Here is a 12,726-nt window from a genome sequence, read left to right on the forward strand (position 1 = left end):
CTATAGGAGTTGAACTTGGCTTCACTCATACGACCATTAGTTCAGCCTTATGTCTTTGGTTGAGAAGATGAAGGAGCGAGGGTAAATTGACAAGCATTAAAGATATTGCCAAAAGGGCTGGCGTCTCGATCTCGACAGTATCCTATGCCCTTAATGGCAGCAGCAAAGTGACGGATGAGACACGGTCTAGAATTCTTCATATCGCCAATGAGTTGAATTATATCCCCAATGCAGCGGCAAGAACGTTGAAGAAGAAGGAGTCGAGGATCCTCGGCGTGTTCCTTACCGATTTCAAGGGGGATGTGTACGGAGAGTTGCTTGATGGGATGAAGGAGATATGCAATTCGCAGGGCTATGACCTGATCGTATGCAGTGGTGAACAATCTCACCGTATGCTTCCAGAACGGATGATTGACGGTGCAGTCATTCTTGATCATACCTTCTCTAGCGAAGAACTGCTCAAGCATGCACAGCGCAACCATAAGATCGTCGTATTGGACCGGGAGCTGGAGCATCCGAACATTAATCAGGTGCTGCTTGATAATAAAGCGGGGGCCACCTTGGCCACGGAATACCTCGTTGAACAGGGGCATAAGAAGATTTATGTCGTAACCGGCCCAGACGATTCGTTCGACTCGATTCAACGGATGAAGGCAGTTAATCTGGTCGCGAGTCGGGCTGATGATGTGGAATGGATTGACCTGCCCGGAGATTTCAAGAAGAGCGGAGGCGAGAGGGCTGCCGAACGGATTATTCAGGAGTATACAGAGCCGGTTGCTGTCTTCTGCCTGAATGATGAGATGGCTATCGGTCTGTGCAACCGTCTGGCGGATACGGATTTCATCATTGGCGAGCATGTACACTTAATTGGCTTTGATAATATCGAGCTCAGCCGGTATATGCAGCCGCGATTAGCTACGATTGATTACTCCAAGCGTAAATGGGGGGCACTCGCTGCCGAGCAGCTCATCAAGATCATTTCTGGAGAGGCTGTAGAACATGAACGGATTTATGTAACGCTAGTGCACGGTGCTTCCGTTGGTCGGGGACCGAAGCGGAGTAAACTGCATACGAATTAAATAATGACCCGAGCCTAAGACACTTATGACAAGTGCTTTCGTTCGGGTCATTTTGTATGTTGGGAGACTTTGGCTAAGCTTCATTGATGGTCACAGCTTGCTGACCGCGTTCTAATCGTAAATTTACTTTAAACCCGCTTAGCCTTGCCAATATACCAATAGGGTACCCCTACAAACAGGATGCCTCCTACCATGTTGCCCAGAGATACCGGAATCAAGTTCGCGACAAGACCTGCCAGTGTTACAGTTTCCGGATGGGGAACCAGCAGCGAGATGGATAGGAGCGTCATATTCGCAACACTATGCTCAAAGCCAGAGGTGATGAACGCGAACAAGCACCAGAAGATCATAATCAGCTTCGCGGTTTCTTCCTTCATTTTCATGGAGCACCATACCGCTAGACATACGAGAATATTACATAGAATCCCTCGCATGAACAGCTCCATAAAAGGTGCATTCATCTTCACGCTTGCCACCGAATTAATAAATTCGGCAACACCGCCAGTCGCAAGTCCTGTCAGGACAAAGATGGCGGCAACCAGAAATGAGCCTGCGAAATTGCCAACGTAGCTATAAAGCCATATTTTCAAAGTCTCGAGCCATGATGTCTTTCTTTCAAGTGTACTTACCGCCATCACAAAGTTGTTCCCCGTAAACAGTTCACTTCCGGCCATGATGACAAGACTTAAGGCGATTCCAAAAGAGACGCCCATAATGATCTTCGTACTTGGAACTTGAGCAGGGGTTAATAGACCGCCTATCGTAAAAATAAGGATAATGCCAAGACCAACGAACAATCCAGCAAGCATGGAAGAGACCAAATATTTGCCTTTGCTCTGTTTAAGCAGGTTGACTTTGCCAAGCCCGGCCTGGTTGATCTGCTGAATGATATCATTCACCTGACTTATACCCCTCCTATATAAACAAATCCATCGATGATCTCAGTCTCGTAGGTTTGTATACAGCCGTCATCTGGCTTTTGTACTTCTCCAGTCACAAGGGAAATTTTCCAATCGTGAAGCGGACAGAAGACAAATTCCCCCGAGACTATTCCTTCAGCGAGTGGCCCATTCTTATGAGGACAGCGATTGCTTACGGCACGAACATCTCCATTTGACAAACGAAAGACCGCGATAGACTGGCCGTTCAACTGCACCTCCTTACCAATCTGTAAGGGTAAATCCTCAAGTTTCATTACTTTCACCTTATCTGTCGTCATGCACACTGTGTTCTCCTCCTTATCGCTTCTCAATTGTATAGAGTTGCTTACGCTGATCGTCTATCAAAGCTTCGCCCCAGGCCTCAGCATACGTATCCCGTGCATGCTCGAATCTTGCCGCAAGCGAGGCGACCTGTTCTTGATCGGCAAGCGCCCTGCGAACGGTATCCACACCGATACGCTCTACCCATGCTGCTGTACGCTCCCCATAAATCCCTGTCTCACGATACATTTGCACGTAGGCCTTCGCCATGAAGAGCACCTCATCCTCTGTCGTAACCGTAGTAAGGCTGTCGCATTGGCGCACTTCCGTTCCGCCATTGCCTCCGATATAGAGCTGATAGCCATTCTCTACACAGACAACGCCAAAGTCTTTGGTCAGCACCTCCGCGCAGTTGCGTGGGCAGCCCGATACGCCCATTTTCATTTTGTGAGGCGTGTCTACCATTTCAATTTCTTGCTCCAGGCGAATGCCAAGTCCGAGCGAATCCTGGGTACCGAAGCGGCAGAACCTAGAGCCAACACAAGACTTCACATTGCGAAGTGATTTGGAGTAAGCATAGCCTGAACGCATCTCGAGATCGGCCCATATTTTCGGCACATCCTCTTTCTTTACTCCATAGAGCCCAACCCGGCTAGCTCCCGTGATTTTGACGAGAGGGACATTGTATTTCTTGGCGACTTCTCCGATCCGAATCAGGTCGTCTGGCGAGGTTGTCCCGCCGTACATCCGAGGAATGATGGAGAAGGTACCATCCTTCTGAATATTGCCTTCCATCCGTTCATTAACGAAGCGCGAGGCCTTGTCATCCTCATATTCGTCAGGACGAATCATACGCAGGTAATAGTTCAATGCAGGACGGCATTTGGAGCAACCCTCTTCATGCTTGAAGCCGAGCACATTGCGAACCTCTTTAGGAGTATGCAGGCCCTTTTCTTTTATAGCAGCAACGACTTCATCTCTTGATAACGAAGTGCACCCGCACATTCCGCTTACTTCAGCAGAGGCGTCAAACTTATCACCTAATGTATGGGCAAGGATCGCTTCAACCATGCCGCGGCATTTGCCACAAGAACCGCCTGCCTTGGTGATCGTCTTCACTTCGTTAAACGTTGTCAGCCCATGCTCGAGGATCGCCCCTACGATCGTCCCTTTGGTTACCCCATTACAACCGCATACCGTCTCGTCGGCGCTCATGGCGGCAACATCCAGACCGCTCTCTTCTCCTGCCTTATGGAGCACTGAAGCATTTGTAAACTCCGAGATATCGGATTGCTTCTTCAGCATGTTGAACAATCGGGTTCCGTCTGAAGCATCACCGTAGAGCACTACGCCGACGACCTTGTTGTCGCGAACGAGCACTTTTTTATAAGTACCTAAGCATTCGTCTTGCACGACGATCGCCTTCGTATTTTCACATGGGTGGATCTCGCCTCCAGAGAACAGGTCGCAGCCTGCAACCTTCAGCTGTGTAGACAAGATACTTCCTTGATAGCCTGGTGTAGGATTACCGGTCAAATAGTCAGCCAGCACAATAGCTTGCTCATACAAGGGGGCAACTAAACCGTAGGCAATCCCTCGATGCTCAGCGCATTCTCCTACCGCATAAATAGCTGGATCTGAAGTCTGCAGAACATCGTTAACACAAATAGCGCGATTTACTTCCAGGCCAGAATCTCTTGCAATTGCCGCATTCGGACGTATTCCTACAGCCATTACGACAAGGTCGCATTCAACACTTGTTCCGTCTTCGAATCGTATGCCTTGCACACGCCCATCGCCATAAATCTCTGTCGTCTTTTTCTCCATCAGGAACTTCATGCCTTGCTTCTCAAGATCGCGCTTCAATAAGGCTGCCGCCGCATGATCAAGCTGAACTTCCATCAGATCAGCCAGTAGATGAACCACATGAACCTCCATGCCTCGATCCAGCAATCCGCGAGCAGCTTCTAATCCAAGCAGGCCTCCGCCAATGACGACGGCTTTTTTATACTGTCTCGCAGCATCCATCATTGCCTGCGTATCATCTATAGTTCGGAAACCGACAACGCCTTCCAAGTCATGGCCTGGAACAGGTAGAATAAAGGCGCTTGAACCGGTGGCAATAATGAGCTTGTCGTACGAAACAGTCGTTCCTTTATCTGTTATAACCTGTTGTTCTTCACGGCGAATTTGCGTAACATGCTCGTTAGAGATCAGACGAATTTGATTTGCTTCGTACCAATCCCAGTCATTAATGTTTATTTCATTAAAGGTTGTCTTGCCTTGCAGTACGTTGGAGAGCGCGATCCTATTGTAGTTAGGGTAAGGCTCATTCCCAATCATAGTGATGTCATACAAATCAGGATTTCTCTTTATAATTTCCTCAATGCAGCGCGCACCTGCCATACCATTCCCGATCATCACCAAATGACTTTTCATCCGTACTCCTCCAATATCCTTGTGAATGTAATCACATACTTTTAGATTATGTTACCTATTATTCGAATAGTGAAGAGTGATTGTGGTCACTTTTTCTATGGATTTTTTTCTAATATTATCAATAGCCAAACAGCCTTACCCTTGTGTTAAGGAGTAAGACTGATAGCGTTATTATCCTAAAATTTATTCTTAACAAAATCATTAGTGCGTGTTCAAAAAGGCTGGTGTTCAGCACCGGGAAGGTGGGATGAAGCTAGGGCGCGAGGAGCGCAACGTACGTAGTTGGTACGTGAGCACCGGAGGGCCCGGCTGAATTCAAGATTCGATGTCGAATAGCTACTTGATTTACTTCGTGTTAAATATAGAATTTATAAGTTATCAGCCAAGCTGATGAAATTCTATATCGCAAGAAAACCTACTTTTGAATCGCGGTCGCTCAACCTTGAATTGGCCGATCCGGTTTTCTTATCAAAAGCGGACTTTTTGAATAACTTCTATCAGACCAGCTTCTTACGGATCGTTCCAGAGATCAGGTCGATGGTTGTAATCATGACGATAATACCTAGCAGGATGATGCCTACACGATCCCAGTTCCGCGTGCTCAGGGCAAAGATCAATGGTGTGCCGATGCCTCCGGCGCCAATAATGCCAAGAATCGTTGCGGAGCGAAGATTAAGCTCGAAGCGGTACAGCGTATAGGATAGAAATCCAGGCAGGACCTGCGGGATGACCGCGAACCATAGAATTTGCAAACGGCTTGCTCCCACTGCCATAAGCGCCTCCAGCGGGCCGTTGTCGATATTCTCAACTTCATCGGCGAACAATTTACCAAGCATCCCTACGGAATGCAGGCCTAACGCCAGAACTCCCGCGAATGATCCAGGGCCCACCGCTTTGATGAACAGGATCGCCATAACCACTTCCGGAAAAGTACGGATCAAGCTGAGGAATATCTTACCTGAACCAGATATAACCTTGCCACGGCTCATATTAACCGCCGACCAGAAGGCGAACGGGATACAGATGATCGTTGATATGAAAGTGCCAAGAATAGAGATCGCCAGCGTGTCCAATAGACCTCGCAGCAGATCCTCTCCATCCGGCAAGTAGACATAGCCCCAATCCGGTGCGAATAGTCCAGCCAGGATCGACTTGCTCACCTGTCCGGCAGTCTCCTTGATACCGGAATAAGGGATGCCGGCAAAAGCCCAGACATAGACGAGAATGAGCGCGATATAAATCAGCAGACGATAACGATTCTTCTTAGGCTTGGGTACGATTTCATTCCATGATCTTGTCATAACAATTTCTCCCGCAGCTTAGAGCTAATATAATCGATGGCCAGTACGACAGCCAGAGTGACGATAATGATCATGCAGGTCTTGTCGTACTCCAGGAATCCTAACGTAACTTCATAATAATGGCCGATACCGCCAGCGCCAACCAAGCCAAGCACGGCCGCTGCACGGACATTGATCTCGAAGGTGTAGAGCAGGAACGAGATGAAGTGGGGCCTGATCTGCGGAACGACACCATAATTGATGATCTGCAGTGGATGTGCTCCAGCAGCCGTCATTGCTTCCAGCGGTCCGGGATCGATCGTCTCCAGGGCTTCATAAGTCAGCTTGGCGATCACTCCTAGTGAGAAGAACGCGAGAGCGAATATACCAGGCAGAGCGCCCAATCCGAATATGGCTACAAAAAGAGCGGCGAGCAATAGATCGGGAACGGTACGAATCAAGTTCAGGATGAAGCGAACGGGATAGTAGATCCATTTATGCCTAGCGATATTGGAGGCGCTCAGCAGCGCAATAGGAACGGCCATGATCGCGCCGAACGTAGTGCCAAGAAGCGCCATGCGGATCGTCTCCAGCATAGCGGACCATATTTTGTTTAGATAGCCCCATTTGGGTGGGAACATTTCTTTCAATAGATCGAGCATATTCGGGAGACCCTGAACCAGCTCTCCGAAGGTGGCCTCAGTCTGGACAGCACTCCCCCATAGCAGAAGAATTACAATGGCCATCGTGAAGTAATGCTTGATCTTCCTCGGCGCCTTAGGACGAAGCAGCCCTGTTAATTCTGTCTGCGCCTTCATACGACCGCTTCCTCCAATAAATGATTTTCCTCATGAAATGGGCGGCCGTAAATCTCGGCGAATCGCTCATCTGTCGCTTCAGATACTGGACCATCAAAGACGACCTCGCCTCCTTGTAGACCGATAATCCGCGTTGCATACTGACGGGCCAGGTCGATGGAATGCAGATTAACAATTGTCGTAATGTCGAGATCCATATTAATGCGCTTCAGATCGTCCATGACTTGCTTTGTCGTAAGGGGGTCCAGTGAAGCGACAGGTTCATCAGCGAGAATAATCTTAGCCTTCTGGGAAAGAACGCGGGCAATAGCAACGCGCTGCTGCTGACCTCCGGACAATTCGTCGGCGCGTACATAAGCTTTCTGAACGATGTTGACGCGGTCGAGCGCTTCGAAGGCGAGATCGATATCTTCCTTCGGGAATAAGCCCAACAGGGTGCGGAGAACAGAATGGTGGCCTACCCGTCCGGCTAATACATTGCGCAGTACAGTCGTACGTTTAACTAGGTTGAAGCTTTGGAAGATCATGCCGATATCGCGGCGAATCATTCGCAGTTCTTTGCCTTTCGCTGTGGTGATCGATTTCCCATCAATGAGAATTTCGCCATTTGTAATATCATGCAATCGGTTGATAGAACGCAGCAGTGTGGATTTGCCCGCGCCGGATAAGCCGACAATGGCGATAAATTCCCCTTTTTCGACCGTCAGGTTGATCTGATTTAGACCCTTGGTGCCATTGGGGTATGTTTTGGTTACATTGCGTAATTCAATCACTCGGCGATTCCCCTTTTTTAATAAATAATCGTGAAATAGAAGAGGCCAGCTGCAGTGCGGAAGCACTCCGGCTGGCGGTGTTGCGAGAGGGTGATTGTATGAATGCTAGAGACTAGGGACTATTCCGTTTTTACCTTTTCCCCATATTCGCGAACGATATCGAAACGGCTATCATCGGATTTTACATACCCTTCATGGGTGTAAATCTCGGAAATAATCTTATGGCCTTCTTCGTCTTTGCCAAGTTCAATAAAGGCATTTTGCAGCTTCTCAATCCATTCAGGGCTCATATCCGAACGGACACTGATCGTATCGTTAGGAATAGGCTCTGTAAAAGCAAGGACACGAGTATCTTCAAATACGGAAGGATAGTCTTTTTTCACTGTGTTACGCGCATCTTGGAAGATTGCGGCTGCATCCACATCGCCGTTCAGTACAGCAAGTACGCCCTGGTCATGACCTTTAACGGTAATGGCTTCTACGTCCTTCAGTGGGTCAAGTCCTGCGTCCATCAATTTAGCGGCAGGCCATACGAATCCAGCGGAGGAGGTTACATTTTGATAAGCAATCTTCTTGCCCTTCAGATCGGCAACGGATTGAATGCTAGAATCCTTCTTCACGATAATCATCGATTTGTAGAAATCAACCAGATCTGTCGTTGGAGCACCTGTGTCATCTTGCACACCGAAACGTTGAGCTTGCAGAATAACCTCTGCTGCACCTTTCTCTTTGGCCAATACATAAGCGGTCGGAGGCAGGAAGCCTACGTCAACTTTCTTGGAAGCCATAGCTTCGATAATTGTATTGTAGTCAGTAGATACGCTGACTTTGACAGGAATGCCAATTTTGTCGGAGAGCAGCTTCTCAAGCGGCTTCGCCTTTGCTTCCAATGTGTCTGCATTTTGGGAAGGTACGAATTGGACAGTCAATGTAGTTGGAACATAACCTGTATCTTTCTTCTCTTCGGTCTGAGTGGTCTGATTGGTCTGACTGGAGTTAGCTGCAGCTTTGCCATCCGTATTGTTAACGGAGGCGGAGTTCTGTCCGCAGCCCCCAAGGACGGCGATGGATAAGAATAAAGGAAGAGCAAGCATAGCTAATTTTTTCAAGCGAGATGACCTCCATAGAATCTATTTTTTTGTTACTGGCTTAAATATAATGCTCATTTATTAACGGATCTTCAGTAGAATGATAAATGTTTGTAAATTAAAGGAAGTTCATAAAATCCACTTTTGATAAGAAAACCGGATCGAGGCCAATTCAAGGTTGAGCGACCGCGATTCAAAGGTAGGTTTTCTTGCGATATAGAATTTCATCAGCTTGGCTGATAACTTATAAATTCTATATCTAACACGAAGTAGTTCAAGAGGCCAAATCGGCATCGAATCTTGAATTCACCCGGGCCTTCCGATGCTCACGTACCCACTACGTAAGCTGCGCTTCTCAGTCCCTAGCTTCATCCAACTGAAGCATTTTGGAAAAATGCACATCGAAAGCATAAGCTCCGGTGCTGAAAACCGGCCTTTTTGAACATGTATTTAACCGAATTTAATATAAATCTGCATTTTGCTTGATAGAATCAAGAAAACACTAAAAGGGAGTGCTATAGAGGATGGAACACCGACAAGAGGCAACATGTGAGATTCTAGTATCCAGCGATATTCATGGACATATTTATCCGACAGATTACCTTTCCACTGGCGAATGCCAATTGGGATTGGCTAAACTGGCGACATTGATCGGAAGAGAGAGGCAGGTTGAGCCAGACCTGCTGCTGCTTGATAATGGGGACCTTATTCAAGGGACACCTCTGTCGACATATTTTGTGAAAAATAAGCAAGGGATCCACCCGATGATCGAGGTGCTTAACCAGCTGGGTTATGATGCTGCAGTTCCGGGAAATCATGAATTTAATTACGGATTAAGCACTTTGTGCCAGGTAGTTGAGGATTCTCAATTTCCATGGCTTTCTGCAGGGATAACGGTGAAGGGAGCAGGCAAGCCTGCGTTTGGGCAACCGTATATAACGAAGGTTCTGGAGAACGGATTAAAGCTTGCCGTATTGGGGGTGACAACGCATTATATTCCGCATTGGGAGAACCCTCAGCATATCGCGGGATTGGAATTCGCTGATGCGTTGGAGACGGTTCGCTTCTGGGTACCTATGATTCGTAGAGAGGAACGACCGGATCTATTGATTGTAGCTTATCATGGGGGATTTGAACGCGACCTGTGGACCGGCGAGCCGGTGGAACGTCTGACCGGAGAGAATCAGGCTTATGCGATGTGCGCCGAGGTGGAGGGGATCGATATTCTCATTACGGGCCATCAACACCGCAGTCTTACCGGAGAAGTGAACGGGGTAACGATTGTACAGCCATCTTGTCTCGGCCAGGCGCTAGGAAGAATCAACGTCAACTTCCGCAGAGGGGAGAGCGGGGACTGGGAGATTATAGACCGGCGGGCAGATCTGCTTGTACCGGATGAGTCGGTAGAGCCAGATCAGGAAGTGCTCAATTTATGCCGACAGCTTGAGCAAGAGACACAAACTTGGTTGGATGAACCGATCGGAACCGTAGATGGCGATATGAGCGTATTAAGCTCACTCGATTGCCGTCTGGAGGATCATCCTTTTATCGAATTCGTCAACCGGGTTCAGATGGAGATCAGTGGTGCTGATGCATCCAATACCGCGCTGCTTAACGAGCAATCACTCGGTTTCCAGGGTGTAATTACGCGTCGGGACGTGCTGGCTAATTTCATATATCCCAATACACTTACCGTCTTGAAGCTAACCGGTAAAGATATCCGCGCAGCGCTGGAGCAGACTGCTATCTATTGGCAGCTTGGCTCTGACGGAGAACTAATGATTAACCCGTCCTTCTTGGAGCCGAAGGCCCAACATTACAACTATGATATGTGGGAGGGCATTGAATACGAGCTGGATATTTCCCGTCCGTCAGGAGAGCGGGTAGTCAAGCTGAACTACAACGGCGCAGAGCTAGCTGATGAAGCGGAGGTTAATGTCGTTATGAACAGCTATCGCGCCGGCGGAGGAGGAGATTACAAAATGTATCAGGGGAAACCAGTCGTCAAGGAGATTACGATCGATATGGCTGATCTGGTGAGCGATTATATTACGAAGCATCAGGTCATTCAGGCAAGCTGCAACTACAATTGGAGAGTTAGTATCCAGCAAGGAGCAAAAGCGTAAGGAGCAGCAGGAACGCTTCATTTTCATACAAGTATTGCCTGTTCAGAGCAAGGGTATTGTAGAATAGAATTAACAAATTCATTGTACGGGAGCTCTGATATGACAACGATACTTGTGGTTGAAGATGACAGGAGTTTGAATAAAGGGATTGCACTGACGCTAGCCCAGGATGGCGTGACTATTAGGCAAGTTTATGATGTTGCTGGTGCGGAGATGCTGCTGAAGACAGAAAAAGTAGATCTCGTATTGCTAGACATCAATCTTCCGGATGGGAGCGGGCTGGATCTATGTGAGCGGATACGCCGGGAATCTCGCATACCGATTATTTTTCTGACAGCGAATGATTTGGAGATCGACATCGTAACTGGGCTAGAGCTTGGTGCAGATGATTATATTACGAAGCCGTTCAGCCTGATGGTTCTGCGCGCTCGGGTCATGGCTGTATTAAGAAGGCTGGAACCCCAGGGGCGTGAGAAGCTGATCTATGGCGACTTGGAGCTTGATTTTCAGGGATTAGAGTTTTATAGACGGGGGCAGGCTCTTGCACTAAGCAGGACGGAGTGCAAGCTGCTCCGAACACTGGTCCATCATCCCGGTCAGATTCTTACCCGTGAACAGCTTATGGATCAGGTATGGTCTGGCGAAGCAGAGTTCGTTGATGAGAATGCCCTGACGGTTACGATCAAACGGCTTCGAGCTAAGTTGGAGGATGAGCCCTCAGCTCCAGAGTATATTAAGACGGTCTACGGCTTGGGTTATGTGTGGGCCGCAGAAGGCGGGGGCTCAAGATGAACAGAGGCGGAAATGCCGGGCATTTTACCAGACTCTATTATAGTTTTTCGGCAGCGGCTGGATTGCTTATATTGGGGTATGCAGGATGTATGATGTACATGACAGGTTTAATGGGGCGTGTAATTTGGCTGTCTATTTTATTCATCTGTATCTTCGCCGTGCTTTGTGTACTGTTAATTTGGGGATTGCGAAGCAAGCTTGCCGGTATCGTCAACACATTGGACGAGGTTATTGAAGGGGCGATCCGTGGAAAAGGGCGGGTAACAGGCTACAGTGAGACTAGTATATCATCGCTAGAGAACAAGCTGATTCGCTATATTGATCTCTCATTTGCTCATGAGCAGAAGATGGAGGCGGAGAAGAATACGATCCAACAGCTCATCTCTGATATTTCACACCAGACGAAGACCCCGTTATCCAATATCACGCTCTATAGTCAGTTACTCGCGGAGCAATCTGGATTCGAAGGGGAGACGCAGCAGTGGGTGGAGCAGATCGGTATTCAGGCCAATAAATTAGACTGGCTGGTTCAATCTTTGATCAAGATGTCCAGATTAGAGACGGGGATCATAACAATACATCCTGGCTACTCGCCCGTGATCGGGACGATTACGGAAGCGATGTCGCAAGCTTATAAACAGGCGGAACAGAAGGGGATCGACGTGACGATAGACTGCGCCTCTTCTATATATGCGTACCATGATCAGAAGTGGACGGGAGAGGCGCTGTTCAATATTCTCGACAATGCTGTGAAATATTGCGAGCCTGGCGGTAGGGTTCGGATCTCAGTTGCAGCCTATGAGCTATTTGTACGGGTCGATATTGCTGATTCGGGTATGGGGATCGAGGAGAGCGAACTGACTCATATATTCAAACGTTTCTACCGCTGCCAGAGAACCGCGGGATTTGAAGGCGTGGGCATCGGACTGTTTCTGACTCGGGAGATAATACACGCACAGGGCGGATATATCAAGGTAACTTCAAAGCTGGAGCAAGGTACGACATTCTCTATATTCCTGCCTGCAGACAACTGATCGATAGCGGTGAATCTGTCACTTCTGTTATATTTGCGTCACGGGAATGACAGAATCGTTTGTTACATTTAGTTTGTACGATGGATGATCATGTA

11 protein-coding genes are annotated in these 12,726 nt (G+C 48.1%); 4 read left to right on the forward strand and 7 right to left on the reverse strand.

Translation table 11 applies throughout. The features are described from left to right. Positions 1–86 precede the first annotated feature (86 nt). Complete coding sequence (locus ABD014_RS17125; RefSeq protein WP_343863058.1) at positions 87–1,079, forward strand: LacI family DNA-binding transcriptional regulator; 993 nt, start codon at positions 87–89, stop codon at positions 1,077–1,079. 128 nt (positions 1,080–1,207) lie between these two features. On the opposite strand, the gene ABD014_RS17130 is transcribed toward ABD014_RS17125, so the two are convergent. The 7 genes from ABD014_RS17130 to ABD014_RS17160 form a co-directional block, all read right to left on the reverse strand. Next, on the reverse strand, positions 1,208–1,978 hold the full coding sequence (locus tag ABD014_RS17130) for a formate/nitrite transporter family protein (protein WP_343863059.1): 771 nt from the start codon (positions 1,976–1,978) through the stop codon (positions 1,208–1,210). Positions 1,979–1,983: 5 nt separating this feature from the next. Then, positions 1,984–2,304, reverse strand: coding sequence for a nitrite reductase small subunit NirD (nirD, locus tag ABD014_RS17135; protein WP_343863061.1), 321 nt, complete (start codon positions 2,302–2,304; stop codon positions 1,984–1,986). A 13-nt stretch (positions 2,305–2,317) separates the two neighbouring features. Continuing rightward, positions 2,318–4,720, reverse strand: a complete 2,403-nt coding sequence (nirB, locus tag ABD014_RS17140; protein WP_343863062.1) for a nitrite reductase large subunit NirB — start codon at positions 4,718–4,720, stop codon at positions 2,318–2,320. Positions 4,721–5,217: 497 nt separating this feature from the next. After that, the gene (gene phnE / locus ABD014_RS17145; protein ID WP_343863063.1) at positions 5,218–6,021 is read right to left on the reverse strand and encodes a phosphonate ABC transporter, permease protein PhnE; all 804 of its coding nucleotides are present in this window, start codon (positions 6,019–6,021) and stop codon (positions 5,218–5,220) included. After that, entirely contained in the window at positions 6,018–6,818 is an 801-nt protein-coding gene (gene phnE, locus ABD014_RS17150; RefSeq protein WP_343863064.1) for a phosphonate ABC transporter, permease protein PhnE, read from the reverse strand. The genes phnE (ABD014_RS17145) and phnE (ABD014_RS17150) overlap by 4 nt, the downstream gene beginning before the upstream one ends. Next, the gene (gene phnC / locus ABD014_RS17155) at positions 6,815–7,591 is read right to left on the reverse strand and encodes a phosphonate ABC transporter ATP-binding protein (protein ID WP_343863065.1); all 777 of its coding nucleotides are present in this window, start codon (positions 7,589–7,591) and stop codon (positions 6,815–6,817) included. Before phnC ends, phnE (ABD014_RS17150) begins: the two co-directional genes overlap by 4 nt. 119 nt (positions 7,592–7,710) lie before the next feature. Beyond that, positions 7,711–8,685 (reverse strand): phosphate/phosphite/phosphonate ABC transporter substrate-binding protein, encoded by a 975-nt coding sequence (locus tag ABD014_RS17160; protein WP_343863228.1) that lies wholly within the window; start codon positions 8,683–8,685, stop codon positions 7,711–7,713. 518 nt (positions 8,686–9,203) lie between these two features. Here ABD014_RS17160 and ABD014_RS17165 point away from each other — a divergent pair. The 3 genes from ABD014_RS17165 (at position 9,204) to ABD014_RS17175 (ending at position 12,631) form a co-directional block, all read left to right on the forward strand. Next, entirely contained in the window at positions 9,204–10,805 is a 1,602-nt protein-coding gene (locus ABD014_RS17165) for a bifunctional metallophosphatase/5'-nucleotidase (RefSeq protein ID WP_343863066.1), read from the forward strand. Positions 10,806–10,904: 99 nt separating this feature from the next. Next, positions 10,905–11,597 (forward strand): response regulator transcription factor, encoded by a 693-nt coding sequence (locus ABD014_RS17170; RefSeq protein ID WP_343863067.1) that lies wholly within the window; start codon positions 10,905–10,907, stop codon positions 11,595–11,597. Next, complete coding sequence (locus ABD014_RS17175; protein ID WP_343863068.1) at positions 11,594–12,631, forward strand: sensor histidine kinase; 1,038 nt, start codon at positions 11,594–11,596, stop codon at positions 12,629–12,631. Before ABD014_RS17170 ends, ABD014_RS17175 begins: the two co-directional genes overlap by 4 nt. Positions 12,632–12,726: the final 95 nt, after the last annotated feature.

Source organism: Paenibacillus motobuensis (assembly GCF_039521865.1).
In the GTDB taxonomy this organism is placed as follows: domain Bacteria; phylum Bacillota; class Bacilli; order Paenibacillales; family Paenibacillaceae; genus Fontibacillus; species Fontibacillus motobuensis.